Here is a 15,047-nt window from a genome sequence, read left to right as displayed (position 1 = left end):
GCGGGAGAGGATAGCACCGAAGTAGTAGGTGATTATGATCAATTCGTGAGAAACTTGTGATATGTCAGGATTTGGACACGCTTTGCCCAGGCCAGCCTGACCAACCACGCGGCCAGAACCCCGAGCACCGCGACCTCCGCGCCCAGCAGCACGCGCTCCACGAGCCCGATCAGCACCCGGTCGCCGGGCATCGCCACGTACGCGATCGCCAGCACGCCCAGCCCGCCCGCCAGGGCCAGCCACTCCATGGTCCGCGCGATCGGCTTCCACCGGGCGTCGGCCGTGAACCTCGGCACGAGCAGCGCGGCCGCCGCCGGCAGGCTGACGAACGCCGCGACCGAGACGTAGCGGTGGATCATCGCCGTCGTGGTCATGTCCATCCCGATGGGCGTGGTCGGCACCACCGCGGCGACGATCAGCGCTCCCGACCACACCCCCAGCAGCCACTGCGGCAGTCCCTTGATCGGCGCCCCCGCCGCCCGGAGCCCCGCCAGCAGCACGAACGACCCCAGCCCCAGAATCGCCATCCCCAGCTCCGTGACGCCCCCGCGGTCGGCCACGGCGTACTCGCTGACGGTCGCGTTCATCGGGTCCAGATACGGGTCGGGCACGATCTGGCCCACGACGACGGCGATCACCGAGAAGGTGATCGCCAAGAACGCGATGTGGGGATAGAACCTCTTTACTGCGGCCATATTCCAAGCCTGCCCCGCACCGGCCGGCGCGGGCATCGGGCCGTACCCCTGACCTGACCCTGATCCCGTCTCAGGGGTTCCCGGGGGTCAGCGGTCGCGGTCGTCAGGGCCGCCTTCGATGAGGTGGTCCAGAACGCGCTCGATGGCCTCTCCCACCGGGCGCAGAACGGTGGTCGCCGCGTTGACCAGCGGCGCCACGATCTCGGTCAGTTCGTCGAACAGGTCGGGCTCTTTGGTCTCCGGAGGCGCCCAGCGCATCGAGTCGGCGCTCATCGCCTCCCAGTCGTCGACCACCCCGTCGATGACGTCGACGATGTGCTCAGGGTCGCTCTGCATGACCTACTCCCGGGCGGGTCAGTCTCTTATGGCCACGGTAACCCGGAAATCGGCAAGTTCGCGGAAAGTGTCCGTACCGTCCTGGGAACCTGGCCGCGCCTCTAGGCGGGGATGGAGACGCCCACGCCGCCGCGGGTCTGCCCGCCGTACCGCTCGATGTCCTTGGCGAGGTCGAGCGGGCGGATGCCGGAGCGGGCGGCGATCACCTCGTCGGTGATGAGCGCGGCGGGCAGCAGCCAGGAGACCTCGAACTCCAGCCCGTCGGGGTCCTTGGCGTAGAGCGCCTTGGTGGTGGAGTGGTCGGAGGCGCCCGCGAGCGCGCCGAGCTCGCTCAGCTTGGCCGCGATGCGCCGCAGCTCGTCGAGCGTGTCGACCTCCCAGGCCAGGTGGTAGAGCCCGACGGAGGTACGCCCCGCGGTCGTGGGACCGGCCTGCGCGCCCATCTGGAACAGCCCGAGATCGTGGTCGTTGGTCGAGCCCGGAGCCTGCATGAAGGCGGCGCCCGGCATCTCCATGACGATCTCGAAGCCGAGCGCGTCGCGGTAGAAGGCGACGCTGCGCTCGACGTCGCGGACGTAGAGCACCGCGTGGTTGAGCCGCTGGACCGGCATAACGATCCCTCCTCGGAAATTTGAACTCTCAAGCAACATACCCCGACTTATTTGAGAGTTCAAGTAAGCTGGCCGGCATGACCCGATGGCTCGACGACGAAGAGCAGCGCATCTGGCGCAACTTCCTGGCCACGACCCAGCTCGTCAACGAGCGCCTGGACCGCCAGCTCCAGCGCGACGCCGGAATGCCGCACACCTATTACATGATCTTGGTGGCCCTGTCGGAGGCGGAGGGCCGCTCCATGCGCATGACCGACCTCGCCCACCGGGCCCAGTCCTCGCAGAGCCGCCTGTCCCACGCCGTGGCCCGCCTGGAGGAGCGCGGCTGGATCCGCCGCGCCCCCTGCGCCGACGACCGCCGCGGCAACATCGCCGTCCTCACCGAGGACGGCTTCGCCGCCCTGGCCTCAGCCGCCCCCGGCCACGTCGAAGAGGTACGGCAGAGCCTGTTCGACGCCCTCACCCCCGCCCAGCTACGCGCCCTCGACGAGATCTGTACGGCGGTGCGGAGCAAAACTGTCGGCGGCTCGTCGTAGCGTGACCCCGGGGAAAATCTGTCGACGATGAGACGGGGTCGCATGCACAACACGGACGCAGCGCTGTTCCAGGCCGTTCACGGCCTCGCCGGCAGCCTGGCGGGCCAGCCGGTGCCGGTGGTGATGGAGGCGCTGCTGCGGCAGTTGCCCAAGGCTCCCGGCCTGGAGGTCTCGGAGATCCGCAGGATCGCCGAGGAGATCAGCGTGGGACGTGATCCCTCGGGCCTGTGAGACCCGCGGGGCATGCGGCCGACCGGATCCCCGGTCGGCCTTTGCTCGTTCGTGAACGGGAGTTTGCCACCCCCTGAAACGGGGCATATCGGGGCCAATCTCTGCGCTCTAATCTCATCCGTGGGAGCTGATCAGCGTGGGAGAAGGCGCGGGGGACATCATGCCCGGCGAGCGCGAGTGGCCTGGGCCGCTCGACGTCCAGGGTCTCCTCGAATCCGGATGGCGTCCCACGCCGTTCCGGCAGTTCATCGTCAAGCTCCACAGCCGCTGCAACCTGGCCTGCGACTACTGCTACGTCTACGAGATGGCCGACCAGGGCTGGCGCAGCCAGCCGAGGCGGATGGCCAAGGCCACCATCGACCGCGTGGCCGCCCGCATCGCCGAGCACGCCGCCGGTCACGGCCTGAGCGGGGTCGAGGTCATCCTGCACGGCGGGGAGCCGCTGCTGGCCGGCGTCGAGCACACCCGCTACGCGGTCACCGCGCTGCGCGCCGCCCTCGGTGAGACCGAACTGGTTCTCCGGGTGCAGACCAACGGCGTCCTGATCGACGAGGCGTTCCTGGAGTTGTTCGCCGAGCACGAGGTCTACGTCGGCGTCAGCCTCGACGGCGACGCCGAGGGACACGACCTCCACCGCCGCCGCGCCTCGGGCCGCGGCACCTATGACGAGGTGCGCACCGGCCTCGAACGCCTGGCCGACCCCGCCTACCGGCACCTGTTCAGCGGCCTGCTGTGCACGCTCGAACTGGCCAACGACCCGGTCAAGACCTACGAGGCGCTGATCGAGTTCCAGCCGCCGATGGTGGACTTCCTGCTGCCGCACGGCAACTGGGAGAGCCCGCCACCCGGCTGGTCGGACACGGCCACGCCCTATGGCGACTACCTGTCCGCCGTCTTCGACCGCTGGTACGCCGCGCCGGAGCGGGAGACCCAGATCCGGCTGTTCACCGAGATCATCCGGCTGCTGTGCGGCAGGACCTCGCGCAGCGAGGCCATCGGGCTCTCACCGGTGGCCGTGGTCGTGGTCGAGACCAGCGGCGCCGTCGAACAGGTGGACACGCTCAAGTCCGCCTACGACGGGGCCGCGGGCACCCTGCTCCACGTACTCAAGGACTCCTTCGACGCGGTCCTGACCCTTCCGGCGATCGCGGCGCGGCAGATCGGCATGCGCGCCATGTCCGGCGCGTGCCTGTCGTGCGACCTCGTCCGGGTGTGCGGCGGCGGGCTCTACCCGCACCGGTACCGGCCCGGCAGCGGATTCCGCAATCCGTCGGTCTACTGCCAGGACCTGTACCGGCTGATCTCCCACATCCGGCGGGTGATGGTCGAGGACGTGTCGCTGCTGTCGCAGCCCCGCGCCTAGATCGGCGGCGGGTCGAAGTCGCAGTCGAGATGCCGGCCCTCCATCGCCACGACCGCGTCGCGGTGGTCGAGTCCCAGCGTGTCCCGGTAGCGGTCCATGGTCTCGGCAGACAGCGCCTCGGCCTTCTCCGTCTGGCCCGACTGCGCGAGGTCCACGACCAGGTTCGCCGCGGCGGCCAGGGTCGTGGGATGGTCCTCGCCCAGCAGGCGGCGCAGCCGTTCGAGGGCGTCGGCGCCCAGCTTGCAGGCCTCCTTGAGCTCACCGAGCATGGCGAGGTCGCTGGCGAGATTGACGGCCACCGTGAGCGTGAAGTGGTGGTCGCGCCCGACCCGCTGGTCCAGGCCCTCCATGGCGCGCTCGTTGAGCCGGCGGGCCTCCAGCGGCTCGCCGCGCACCCGGTACATCAGCGCCACGTTGCTGGCGCAGCCGTAGTTGTAGGGATGCTCGGGGCCGTACAGCTTGGGGTAGCGCTGCATCGTGTCGTTGGCCAGGTCGAACGACTCCTGGATGAAGTTGTTCACGCGCAGCGCGTTGGACAGGCACGTCGCCGCGGCCAGGGTGCCGGGGTGGTCGAGGCCGTACAGGCGCACGTAGCGCGCGTGGACGTCCTGGGCCAGCTCCAGGGCCCGCTCGTGCTCGCCGTAGCGGTGCAGGGCGATCGACAGGTCCTTCTGCGTCAGCAGGACGCGCGGGTGGTCGGCGTCCAGCAGTTCGCGGCCGAAGGCCAGGGCGTCCTCGCCGAGGTCGCAGGCCTCGCTGTAGTAGCCGCACAGCCGGACCGCCCGGCCGAGACCGGCCCACAGGTTGAGCTGCGTGATCCGGTTGACCGCGTTGCCGCCGGAGCGCAGGGCCTCCTCCAGCAGCGTCCGCGAGCCCAGGTAGTCACTGGTCAGGCCGTAGTCGAGCGCCAGGTTGTTGACCGCGCGCAGCGTGCTCACGTGGTCGGGCCCGAACACCTTGCGGTGCAGGCGCACGGACTCGGTGTCGTGGTCGCGCGCCTCCGGGAAGAGCCCCTGGGCACGCAGGTCCGCGCCGATGCCGTTGAGCAGCACCAGGCTGTCGGGGTGCTCCACACCCACGTTCGCCTGGATCTTCGCCAGCGTCGCGGTGTTGAGCTGGTGGGCCTCGGTGTACTGGCCCATGCTGCGCAGCAGGTCGCCCTGCACACGCCGGGCCCGCAGCACGTAGAGGTCGTCGGGGCCGAACTCGTCGGTCCACTTCTGCAGGAACGTGTCGAGGTGGTCGCGCAGCCCCTGGTGGTTTCCCGAGGCGTTCAGGTAGGTGAAGACGTTGAGCGCGAAGCCCCGCACGTCGTCGCGGACGCTGTCGGCCAGCCGAGCCGGTTCGAGGTGGGCGAGCAGCGCGTCGTACGTCGTCCAGTCCGTCGGGTTGTCCGGCGACTCCGGCGCCGCGCCCACCAGCAGGGAGTGCACCTCCGAGCGGATCTCCTCCTGGGTCTCCGGCTCCAGTTCCTCGCGCAGCAGCGCCTGGATCAGCCGGTGGACCTGGAGCGTGGTGGGCCTGGACGGCTCCGACTCGATGCGCACCAGCGCGTACTTGCCCAGGCGCCGGATGGCGGTGCCCAGCCGGATCGGGTCGGCCAGCAGGTCGGCGATGACCGGGCGGACCGGGCCGTCGACCGAGACGAAGATCGAGCGCGGGATCGGCTCGGGACCGAAGAAGGCGCAGCAGCGCAGCAGCTCCATCGCCTCGGGCAGGTTGTCCTTGAGCTCGTTCACCGACAGGCTCCACGCCGCCGTCATCGGCAGCGGGTACTCGCTCGGCTTGCCCTCGCCCAGCAGGATCGCGGTGCGCTCGGTCAGCATGCGCAGATAGTCGTCGGCCGACATGCCGGTCTCGGTCTGCAGGGCCGCCGCCTGCTCCAGCGCCAGCGGCAGGTCCCCGAGCGCGCCGGCCAGCCGGTCGGCGTCCTTCTCCGTGATCGAGCGGCGCATGCGCTTGATGAAGAACTCCACGCTCTCCGGACGCGGGAAGACGTCCACGGCCACCGTCTCGTACAGGCTGGCCCAGCGGTGGTTGCGCGAGGTGATCAGGACGTTGCCCGCGCCCTGGGGGAGGATGTCGTTGATGTCCTCCGGCTCGTCGGCGTTGTCGAAGATCAACAGCCATCGGTCGTACGGCTTGCCGCTGCGCAACGTGTCGAGCACGGAGTTGGCGGCCTCCTCGATGCCCGTCGTGGTCGGGTCGGGCAGGCCCAGCTTCGGCGCGAGCTGTGCCAGCGTGGACCGGACCAGGCCGGGCTGGTCGGAGGGGATCCACCAGACGACGTCGTACTCGCCGCGGAAGCGATAGGCGTACTCGATCGCGATCTGGGTCTTGCCGACACCGCCGAAGCCCTGGAGGGCGTGCGGGACCACGGCCGTGGTCTTCTTCGTGATGCTGGAGCGCAAGCTGCCCATGAGCTCGTCGCGCCCGGTGAAGTTCGTGTTGCGCGGGGGGACTTTCCAAACCTCAGGAAAGCCGCCGGTCGCCCCCCGCATGATGGGACGTTCCGAATCGGTCACGCGCTCCGCCCTCCCGTCCGCAGAGAATGGACAAGCAAGGAAACGATAGCCGCAACACCGGCGTGCGGACAGGCTCAGTGGCGGCCCTATCCGCACATTCGGCGTCGCACAAAAGGCCTTGCGTTTGTGAAGGGTATACCGCGGCCCGCGAATGTGATACATGCCAGTTGAGAACATTCACCGGAACGGCCGCGCCGGGCAGGAAGGAGTGTGATCCGGGCGGCGACACAGCAGGCCGTATGCAGGCGTCGATAGGGGAATGTCCGTGCGACCACAGCTTGCCGAGCACCGCAGCGATTTCGTCGATCTTTCCCTGCTCTCCCATCCCGACCTGGACCGACTCGGGGACACGGTCCTCGCGCAGGCCCTACGTGAGCTGCTCGAACCTGATCTCGAAGAAGGGGAGGGCTTCGCGCGCTTCGACAACAGCACCGCTCTCTAGCGGATCTCGAAGCACCAAAGTCGTCGGACGTGCATGCCTAATAGGCGATTTCGGCCACCCCAATCGAGCTCTTTCGAAATCGAGGAATTGCCGTATTATTGCGGAGCCCCTTGATGGGCGCGCCGCGACGGCGAGCGGGTTTCGGTCTCGCCACAATCGGCAGTATCGTCGCCAGGCGACCGCGGCGCGATCTCAAGGCGGTTGATCCGTACCGTCCTCCATGAGCGAGGTCTGGCTAATGACAGCTTTCTCAGCGGTTCCCGCAGCTCCGCGCGGACCATTCATCGGAGCGCGGCCTTTCGAAGCCCACGATGAGATGCTGTTATTCGGACGAGCGGAAGAGGTCCGAAAACTAACCCGGACATGGCAGCAGCGCCGGCTGACGATCCTCCATTCCGACGCCGGCGCGGGAAAGACCTCGCTGCTGCGCGCGGGCGTTGTGCCGGCCCTGAAGGCGGGCAACGCCCACGTGCTCCCCATCGGCCTGACCGCGCCCACGCGCGTGTGGCCCGTCGCCGCCCTGCCCGACCACAACAGGTACGTGCTCGCCCTGCTGTCGTCCTGGCACGCCGTCAACGCCCACACCCACGTCCCCGGCCTGTCCATCGACGACTTCCTGCAACGCCGCGAGGAGGTCGACCGGCAGGGCCGCCCCGCGCCGACGCTGGCCGCCATCGACCAGGTCGAGCTGTTCCTGCGCCCGGCCGGCGACAACGAGCACGAACGCTGCGCCTTCCTCAACGAACTCCTCGCCACCGCCGCCAAGCGGCCCCGCCTGCGGCTGCTGCTGTCGGTGCGCACCGACTACCTCGACGAGCTTCTGCGCGTGGTGAAGGGCTTCGAGGACCTGCAGTACGAGGAGTTCGCGCTCAGCCCCTTCACCCCGGAGGCCGCCGCCGAGATCGTCCGCCGCTCGATCGAGAGCTCCGGCTACCGCCCCGCCCCCTCCCGCACCCGCGAACTGCTCGACGAGCTCCGCACGATCAGAGACGCCATGGGCCGGCCGCACCGCCCCGTGTCCACCGTCGACCCGATGCTGCTCCAGGTCACCGGCACCCGCCTGTGGAGCCGTCCGCCCGGCCAGGACCACCCCATCGCGCGGATGGAGGACGAGGTCGACGCCGCCCTGACCGAGTACTGCTCGGCCACGCTCGCCTCGATCGCCGCCGACTTCGAGCTGCTGCCCGCCGCCTTCCACGCGTGGCTGCACCAGACGGTCGTGTCCGGCGTCGCCCGCAAGCTCGGCTCGTCGGAGCGCATCACCGCCGCCGTCGTGCGCTCCCTGGAGGACCGCCACCTCATCAGGGCCCCGCAGAAGTACGGCCTGCGCATGTACATCCTGCGCCACCCGAGGCTCATGGCCCCCCTCAGGCGGCTGGACCCCGGCCTGTGGCCCCGCCCCGCCCCCGGCACCGCCGACCGGCTGCGCGCCGCCATGGAGGCCGCCTTCGACGGCGAGCCGGAACGCGCAAGGAGCCTCGCCCGCAAGGCCGCCGACGCCTGCTCCCCCGACGAACTGCGGGCCGGCGCGGCCATCGAGTCGCTGCTCGGCAGCATCGCCTACGAGCAGCACCGGCTCAACGAAGCCGCCGGCCACTACCTGCGCGCCTGCGAGCTCTACGAGGCGCTGCGCGACAACACCGCGGTGGGCTGGCTGCTGGCCGCGGCCGGCCGGGTCGCGCTCGACCAGGGCAGGCAGCGCCAGGCCACCGGCATGTTACGCGCCGCCGTCGAGCGGGTCCCCCATGACGTCACCCTGCAGACCAGCCTCGGGCAGAACTTCTGGATGGCCGGAGAGCCGCAGGCGGCGCTGGCCGTACTCAACAACGTGATCAACCGCGAGGGCAACGTGCCCGAGGCCAGGCGCACCCGCGGCGAGATGCTGGCCGACCTGGGCGACGCGGAGTCGGCGCTGCGCGACATCGGGCAGGCGAGCAGCCGCTGGCCGCAGCCCTCAGCCCGCGCGGCCAGGGCGCTGGCGCTGGCGACGCTGTCACGTACGGAGGAGGCCGACCGGGAGCTGGCCGGCGCGGTCGCCGACGCCGGTGACAGCGGCCCGGTCTATCTGCGCGCGGCCAGGGTCCGCATGATCTCCGGCGACCCCTCCGACGCGGCCAGGTACGCCGAGCTCGCGATCCTGGCGACCCATCCTCCGCTGCCGCCGCATCAGCACGGCACGGCCAGGCGCCTGTCGGAGGAGCCCTGAACCAGCTCGTCATGGTCGCCGTCATCACCGCGTGCGCCGCCGTATTCGGCGCGTTGACCGGCTCGCTCACCGCGGTCCTCACCGAGCGGACCCGCTCGCGGCACACCCGGCTCGCCGCGGCCGAGCAGCGGGCCGACGACCGGCGCGACGCCCGCGATCGCGAGCTCAGGGAGACCTTCGCCGCCGCAGCGGAGGCCGTGATGAACCTGGCCCTGAACGTCGAGTACGCGCAGCAGCTCCGCCGCGGCGGCACGACGCGCTTCGACCCCGCCGATCTCGCCAAGCAGGTCTGGCAGGTCAGGCATGACACCGTCGCCGCCAAGACCGCGATGGCCAGGCTGCGGCCGCTGTGCCCGCGGGCGTGCCACGCGCGGATCGAGGCCCTCGGTGAGTCGCTCAGCTGGGCCGCGGCGCACGGCGAGCTCGAAAGCCCCAAAGGGATCACGCAGCCGGTCCGCTCCCGTCTGGAGAACGAGCTCTACGCACTCAGCGACGCGATCTTTCCACAGCCCGGCCCGCAGGCGGATCCGGACGAGCAGCCCCCAGGCGAGCGAGCCGTATGACACCGTCAGCGCCATCAGCAGGATGACACTGGCGACCATGATGACCGCCATCTTGGTGCCGAGCCCCGCGATCACGTACCCGGCGGCCAGCGCCCCGAGCGGCACCGCCCCGCCGGAGAAGAACCGGCTGACGCTGACCACCCGCGCGTGCAGGTGGACCGGCACCTCCCTGGCGTAGTGGATCAACAGCGCCACGTTGAGGCAGGCCCCGGTGAACCCGATCCCGCCCCAGGCCAGCGGCAGCAGGACGGCGACGTAGAGCACCGAGCCGTGGTCGCTGACCGCCAGCGCCGCGCTCAGGAACAACCACGCCCACACGCAGATGACGATCACCCTGCGCGGCTCCCGCCCGCTCAGAAGCCGCGGCGCGACCAGCGACCCGAGCACCCCGCCGAACCCGGAGGCGGCGATCAGCACCCCGGTCAGCCAGTACGGCAGGGCCTGCGCGTGAGCCAGCAGCACCAGAGAAAGTCCGACAATCTGGAAGAAAAAATTAGCAAGAGCGCAAACAATCACCACAAGGAACAGGAACGCATCACTACGCAGAAAGCTGACGCCTTCCCTCAAATCACTCGTCATGGCGGATCGATGCGTCACCGGTGGCTTGAATGCCTTCTTGTCCATTTTCAGGAGGAAGAAAGCCGAAAGGGCGGAGGAGACCGCATCGAGGAGAAACGGCAGCCCATGCATCAGATCGAACAGCAGCCCGCCGAACGGCCGCCCCAGCAGTCCCGCCCCGTGGATGCGCGCCTCGTTGCGCGACATCGCCTTCGGCAGGCTCTCCTCCGGCACGAGCCTCGGCACCACCGCCAGTTCCGCCGTGGAGTAGAACACCGCGCAGACACCCTGCGCCCCGGCGACCAGCGGAAGCAGAAGGGTCACATCGCCTTGGCTGAACACACCCACGACCAGCACCGACGCCAGCGCCATCTGCAGGAACGCGCTGATCACCATGATCGCCCGGCGGTTGGACCGGTCGACGATCACCCCGGCGGGGAGGTAGAGCAGCAGGCGCGGCAGCGTTCCCGCGGCCGTGACCCAGCCGGCGAAGACCGGCGACCCGGTCTGCGCGAGCGCGAGCAGCGGAGCCGCCAGGGTGGCGTTGACGGTGCCGAACTGAGAGAAGGCCGAGCCGGTCCAGAGCAGCCGGAAATCACGTTTCCAGGCGGAGTCACGAGCGGTGCCGGACTGTACGCCTCTGGTGCTGTCGGCCACCTCAATCCCCGCTCCAGGTGCAAAACGCCACATTTGCCGTAAAAGTGCCCCTGGAGCGTGATTACGCAGCGGCCCAAAGACGTAGCGCCCCGATAGACGGGCGTCAATCTACTGTATTCCCGGAGCCCTTGGGAACTGGTCTCTCCCCCTGGCAAACCCCTTTCATCAGATTGGGAACTGCTCCCTACCCCGGGTAAACCCCTTCCACCAGAGCGGCAAACTCCTCCGGCGACATGACCCGCACGCCCAGCGATTCGGCCTTGGTCCGCTTCGACCCGGCCTTCTCCCCCGCCACCAGCAACGACGTCTTGGCCGAGACGCTCGACGACGACTTGCCGCCCGCGCGTTCGATCAGCTCGTTCATCTGGTTGCGCGACAGCGACTCCAGGACCCCGGACATCGCCCCGGTCACCACCACCGTCATACCGGACAGCGGCCCCTGCTCGCCCTGGGTCTCCTCCGCGCCCTCTTGCGCGGCGGCGCCGGGCGGGGTGGCGCCGGGCTCGGTCATGTTGACGCCCGCCTGGACCAGCTTGTCGATCAGCGGCGCGAGCTCCAGGAGCTCGGCCACCACGACCGGCGCCTTCTCCGGGCCGATGCCCTCGACCTGCTGGATCGCCTCGGCGTCGGCGGCGCGGATGGCCTCCATCGTGGCGAAGTGGCGGGCGATGCGGCGGCTCATCGAGCGGCCCGTGCCGCGTACGCCCAGCGCGCAGAACACGCGGCTCAGCGGCCTGGCCTTGGCCTGCTCGATCGCGGCCAGGAGGTTGTCGGTGCTGGTCTCGCCCATCCGCTCCAGGCCGAGCACCTGCTCGCGGGTCAGGAAGAACAGGTCGGCGAAGTCGGTGATGAAACCGGCGTCGAGCAGCTGCTGGATGCGCTGCTCGGCCAGCGTCTCGATGTCGAGCTGGTCGCGGCCGGCGGCGTACTGGATGGAGGCGATCGCGCGGCAGGCGCGGCCCCGCACGCACCGCCAGCGCTCCTGCGAGGCGTCGATCGCGTCGCCGCACGACGGGCAGACCTCCGGGATGGCGATCGGCTGCTCCTCGCCGGTGCGCAGGTGCACGACCGGGGCCTCGACGCGCGGGATCACGTCGCCCGCCTTGTAGACGACGACCGAGTCGCCGAGCATCAGTCCGCGGCGGGCGATGTCGGCCGGGTTGTGGAGGGTGGCGTAGGTGACGATGGAGCCGTCGAGCTCGACCGGCTCCAGCACGGCGCGGGGCGCGATGATGCCGGTGCGCCCGGTGTTCCACTCCACGGCGATCAGCTTGGTGATCTTCTCGGTGGCGGGCAGCTTGTAGGCGATGGCCCAGCGCGGGGCGCGCGAGCTGAAGCCCGCCGCCGCCTGGTCATCGGCCAGGTCGCACTTGATCACGATGCCGTCGATGCCGAAGGGCAGCTCGGCGCGGGCCGCGGCGATCTGCTCGACGCGCTCCTGGACCCGCTCCAGGCTGTGGGCGACGACGCCGGCGACCGGGGTGGCGGCCGTGGTCTGGACGCCCTGGGCGGCCACCCACTCCATGACCTGGCTGTGCGGCAGCTCTCGCAGGCGGACGGCCAGCTCGGAGGTGTCGTCGGGCGTCGGGAGCGCGCCGTAGCCGAAGAACGTCAGCTCGCAGGTGTAGGGACGGTCCTGGGCGCGCAGGGTGCCGGCGGCGGCGCTGCGCGGGTTGGCGAAGGTGGTGCCGTCGTGGGCCTGGCGCTTGGCGCAGGCGTCGTCGAACTGGGCGGCGGTCATCATGACCTCGCCGCGCAGCTCGACCGTGACCGGCTCGGCCAGCCGCTCGGGCAGCCCGACGATGGTGCCGGCGGCGTGGCTGACGTCCTCGCCCGCCGTGCCGTCGCCGCGGGTGATGAGCTGGACCAGGCGGCCCCTGCGATAGCGGGCGGCGATCGCCAGGCCGTCGAGCTTGGGCTCCACGCTCCACTCCGCGACCGGCCTGCCGATCCTGCGCTCGACCGAGGCGGCCCACTCGGCCAGCTGCTCGGCGCCGAAGACGTTGTCGAGGCTGAGCATGGGCACGCTGTGCGGCACGTCGCCGACCACGGCGCCGCCCGCCACCTTGCCCGTGGGCGAGTCGGCCAGCACCTCCTCGGGATGCTCCTCCTCGTAGGCCACGATGCCGCGCAGCAGCCGGTCGTAGGAGTCGTCGTCGAGCGTGGAGGTGCCGTCGGCGTAGTAGGCCGCGGAGGCGTCGAGTGCCAGCTGCACCGCCTCCGCGTAGGCGGCGTGGTCGGCGATGGGGGTGAGGGGAGGCGCGTCGCTCATAGGTTCATCATGCCGGTCGCCACCGACATTTCCGCGCTCTGAGCTGCTCAGACCCTCCGTTCCACATGCAGCAGGTACTCCTTGCGGTTGAGCGGGTTGTGGTCGGTCCGCTCGCGCTCGGGCGGCGCGCCGGAGACCTCGTGGTGGCGCTCGAAGGAGCTCTCCAGCACTCCCTCGCCGCGGGTGAGCACGGGCAGTTGCTGCTGCAGCTCGTGCACGTTGGCCGCGGGGATCTCTCCCTCGATCACGCCCTCGCCCTGCGTCCTGGGTACGGCCCGCAACCGCGCCAGCAACGGCAGCACCGGCCCCAGCGCGTCGGCCGGGATCTCCAGCCGGAAGCGGTGCAGCGGCTCGCACACCCGCGTGCCCGCCCGCCTGAGCGCGCTCATCAGCACCAGCGGCGTCAGCCCCCTGAAGTCGGCCCCGGTGCTCGACATGCTCTTGTCGAAGCCCTGGTGCGCGTGGCTCTGGCGCGGGTAGTAGCCGGAGTGCGTCATCGTGACCGTGCAGTCCACGACCTGCCACCCGCGCAACCCCTGCCGGAGCGTCTCGTGGACGGTGTCCTCGACCGCCTTGAAGAAGGCGTACGGCATGTCGCCCAGCGAGATCCCCAGCCGGAACTCCACCCCGCTGCCGACCGGCGCCGGATCCACGCGCAGCCCGACCGTGGCCAGGAAGGGGTTGGGGTCCTTGGCGATGAACTCGACCGCCGAGCCGGTGCCGGAAGGGCGTTCGACGCAGATGGTGGTGGTCTCGCGGAAGGTGACCGCGAGGCCGAACTCGTCGGCCAGCGTGGCCTCGATGACCTCCTTCTGCACCTCGCCGTAGAGGGACAGGAAGATCTCCTGCCGCAGGTCGTCCTGGCGCAGGTTGATCAGCGGGTCCTGCTCGGCGAGCTGGGCGAGCGCGGCGCGCAGGGCGCCCTTCTCCGACGGGCGCGCGGGGATGACGACCGTCTCCAGGGAGGGCGGGGCGAAGTGGTGGGCGTCCGCGCCGGGCGCCGCCTCGCCGATGCGGTCGCCGATCCTGATGTCGTCCAGGCCCCAGAGCTTGGCGATCTGGCCGGCGCGCGCCTCCTGCCTGGGGATCGCCGCGCCGCTTTCGAAGGCGGCGATGGCGGTCACCTTGCCCTCCTGCCCGGTGCGGAAAGGCAGCTTGTCGCGTACGCGCACGGCGCCGGTGAACAGCCGGGCGTAGGCGATCTTCTCGCCCGCCGGGCCGCGTTCGATCTTGAAGACGGTGCCGGAGACCGGGGCGTCCGCCGCGCCTTCGGCGGCCGGGAGGAGTTCCCGGATGCCGTCGCTCAGCTCCGCGACACCGGCGCCGGTGATGGCCGAGCCGAAGAAGACCGGGTGGACCAGGGCGCCGGCGGTCTGGGCCGCCAGCTCGCGGCGCAGGCGTTCCTCCGGGACGGCGTCGGCCACGTACGCGGCCAGCAGCGCCTCGTCGTTGTCGGCCAGCACGTCGGCTCCGCCGTACGCGCGATGGAAGGAGGCGGCGGGTGTGCCGAGGTCGCGCGCGGTCCCGAGCGGGATGGCGGCGGGGGTGAGCCGTTCGGTGATCTGGCGCAGGACGGCGTCGGTCCGGGCGCCGCGGCGGTCGATCTTGTTGACGAACAGGATCGTCGGGATGCGCAGGCGCTTGAGCGTGCGCATGAGCACGCGGGTCTGGGCCTGCACGCCCTCCACGCCGGAGATCACCAGCACGGCGCCGTCGAGCACGCTCAGAACCCGCTCCACCTCGGCGATGAAGTCGGGGTGGCCGGGGGTGTCGATCAGGTTGACGGTGACGTCGCCGATCGCGAAGGACACGACCGCGGACTTGATCGTGATGCCGCGGCGGCGTTCGAGAGCGAGCGAGTCGGTCTGGGTGCTGCCGTCGTCGACGCTGCCGATCTCGTCGATGACCCCGGCGGCGTAGAGCAGCCGCTCGGTCAGGCTGGTCTTACCGGCGTCTACATGCGCCAAGATCCCCAAGTTGAGCATTCTCACGAAGCGTCATGTCCCTAAAAGAGGTGAGATTTACCTTTTGTGGAAACATGTACGCTTCGCG

General features: G+C 70.1%; 12 protein-coding genes. 5 read left to right on the top strand and 7 right to left on the bottom strand.

Features of this window, described 5'->3' with window-relative positions:
• Positions 1 to 38 precede the first annotated feature (38 nt).
• The 3 genes from ACIBI5_RS15700 to ACIBI5_RS15690 form a co-directional block, all read right to left on the bottom strand.
• Positions 39 to 695 carry a DUF998 domain-containing protein gene (locus ACIBI5_RS15700; RefSeq protein WP_397247239.1) on the bottom strand — a complete coding sequence of 219 codons (657 nt, stop codon included), beginning with the start codon at positions 693 to 695 and terminating at the stop codon, positions 39 to 41.
• Positions 696 to 782: 87 nt separating this feature from the next.
• Entirely contained in the window at positions 783 to 1,031 is a 249-nt protein-coding gene (locus ACIBI5_RS15695; RefSeq protein WP_397247237.1) for a hypothetical protein, read from the bottom strand.
• A gap of 101 nt (positions 1,032 to 1,132) precedes the next feature.
• Positions 1,133 to 1,642: a VOC family protein gene (locus ACIBI5_RS15690; RefSeq protein WP_379611170.1), complete on the bottom strand. Its 510-nt coding sequence runs from the start codon at positions 1,640 to 1,642 to the stop codon at positions 1,133 to 1,135.
• A gap of 77 nt (positions 1,643 to 1,719) precedes the next feature.
• On the opposite strand from ACIBI5_RS15690, the gene ACIBI5_RS15685 reads away from it, so the two are divergent.
• The 3 genes from ACIBI5_RS15685 (at position 1,720) to ACIBI5_RS15675 (ending at position 3,772) form a co-directional block, all read left to right on the top strand.
• The gene (locus ACIBI5_RS15685; protein WP_397247235.1) at positions 1,720 to 2,178 is read left to right on the top strand and encodes a MarR family winged helix-turn-helix transcriptional regulator; all 459 of its coding nucleotides are present in this window, start codon (positions 1,720 to 1,722) and stop codon (positions 2,176 to 2,178) included.
• 42 nt (positions 2,179 to 2,220) lie between these two features.
• Positions 2,221 to 2,409 (top strand): hypothetical protein, encoded by a 189-nt coding sequence (locus ACIBI5_RS15680; RefSeq protein ID WP_397247233.1) that lies wholly within the window; start codon positions 2,221 to 2,223, stop codon positions 2,407 to 2,409.
• A gap of 136 nt (positions 2,410 to 2,545) precedes the next feature.
• Positions 2,546 to 3,772, top strand: a complete 1,227-nt coding sequence (locus ACIBI5_RS15675; protein WP_397247231.1) for an FxsB family cyclophane-forming radical SAM/SPASM peptide maturase — start codon at positions 2,546 to 2,548, stop codon at positions 3,770 to 3,772.
• Here the strand turns inward: ACIBI5_RS15675 and fxsT are convergent.
• Positions 3,769 to 6,273, bottom strand: coding sequence for an FxSxx-COOH system tetratricopeptide repeat protein (gene fxsT, locus ACIBI5_RS15670; RefSeq protein WP_397247229.1), 2,505 nt, complete (start codon positions 6,271 to 6,273; stop codon positions 3,769 to 3,771). The two genes, ACIBI5_RS15675 and fxsT, sit on opposite strands and share 4 nt — an antisense overlap.
• 289 nt (positions 6,274 to 6,562) lie before the next feature.
• On the opposite strand from fxsT, the gene ACIBI5_RS15665 reads away from it, so the two are divergent.
• A complete protein-coding gene (locus tag ACIBI5_RS15665) occupies positions 6,563 to 6,739 on the top strand; it encodes a hypothetical protein (RefSeq protein ID WP_184958929.1) in 177 nt (58 codons plus the stop codon).
• 220 nt (positions 6,740 to 6,959) lie between these two features.
• Positions 6,960 to 8,945 (top strand): ATP-binding protein, encoded by a 1,986-nt coding sequence (locus tag ACIBI5_RS15660; RefSeq protein ID WP_397247227.1) that lies wholly within the window; start codon positions 6,960 to 6,962, stop codon positions 8,943 to 8,945.
• Here the strand turns inward: ACIBI5_RS15660 and ACIBI5_RS15655 are convergent.
• The 3 genes from ACIBI5_RS15655 to ACIBI5_RS15645 all read right to left on the bottom strand — a co-directional run bounded on the left by ACIBI5_RS15655 (position 8,906) and on the right by ACIBI5_RS15645 (position 14,980).
• On the bottom strand, positions 8,906 to 10,723 hold the full coding sequence (locus ACIBI5_RS15655; RefSeq protein ID WP_397247225.1) for an MFS transporter: 1,818 nt from the start codon (positions 10,721 to 10,723) through the stop codon (positions 8,906 to 8,908). The two genes, ACIBI5_RS15660 and ACIBI5_RS15655, sit on opposite strands and share 40 nt — an antisense overlap.
• 184 nt (positions 10,724 to 10,907) lie before the next feature.
• Positions 10,908 to 12,995 carry an NAD-dependent DNA ligase LigA gene (ligA, locus tag ACIBI5_RS15650; protein ID WP_397247223.1) on the bottom strand — a complete coding sequence of 696 codons (2,088 nt, stop codon included), beginning with the start codon at positions 12,993 to 12,995 and terminating at the stop codon, positions 10,908 to 10,910.
• Positions 12,996 to 13,042: 47 nt separating this feature from the next.
• The gene (locus tag ACIBI5_RS15645; RefSeq protein ID WP_397247221.1) at positions 13,043 to 14,980 is read right to left on the bottom strand and encodes a GTP-binding protein; all 1,938 of its coding nucleotides are present in this window, start codon (positions 14,978 to 14,980) and stop codon (positions 13,043 to 13,045) included.
• Positions 14,981 to 15,047: the final 67 nt, after the last annotated feature.

The organism is Nonomuraea sp. NPDC050540 (genome assembly GCF_044457485.1).
Taxonomy (GTDB): domain Bacteria; phylum Actinomycetota; class Actinomycetes; order Streptosporangiales; family Streptosporangiaceae; genus Nonomuraea.
Note: the sequence above shows the minus strand (reverse complement) of the source record. Positions and strands in the feature narration are given on the sequence as shown.

Excerpts from the sequence above, each read along its gene's own strand:
- ACIBI5_RS15700 (WP_397247239.1), bottom strand. The coding sequence starts at position 695 with ATGGCCGCAGTAAAGAGGTTCTATCCCCACATCGCGTTCTTGGCGATC.
- ACIBI5_RS15695 (WP_397247237.1), bottom strand. The coding sequence starts at position 1,031 with ATGCAGAGCGACCCTGAGCACATCGTCGACGTCATCGACGGGGTGGTC.
- ACIBI5_RS15690 (WP_379611170.1), bottom strand. The coding sequence starts at position 1,642 with ATGCCGGTCCAGCGGCTCAACCACGCGGTGCTCTACGTCCGCGACGTC.
- ACIBI5_RS15685 (WP_397247235.1), top strand. The coding sequence starts at position 1,720 with ATGACCCGATGGCTCGACGACGAAGAGCAGCGCATCTGGCGCAACTTC.
- ACIBI5_RS15680 (WP_397247233.1), top strand. The coding sequence starts at position 2,221 with ATGCACAACACGGACGCAGCGCTGTTCCAGGCCGTTCACGGCCTCGCC.
- fxsT (WP_397247229.1), bottom strand. The coding sequence starts at position 6,273 with ATGCGGGGGGCGACCGGCGGCTTTCCTGAGGTTTGGAAAGTCCCCCCG.
- ACIBI5_RS15660 (WP_397247227.1), top strand. The coding sequence starts at position 6,960 with ATGAGCGAGGTCTGGCTAATGACAGCTTTCTCAGCGGTTCCCGCAGCT.
- ligA (WP_397247223.1), bottom strand. The coding sequence starts at position 12,995 with ATGAGCGACGCGCCTCCCCTCACCCCCATCGCCGACCACGCCGCCTAC.
- ACIBI5_RS15645 (WP_397247221.1), bottom strand. The coding sequence starts at position 14,980 with ATGCTCAACTTGGGGATCTTGGCGCATGTAGACGCCGGTAAGACCAGC.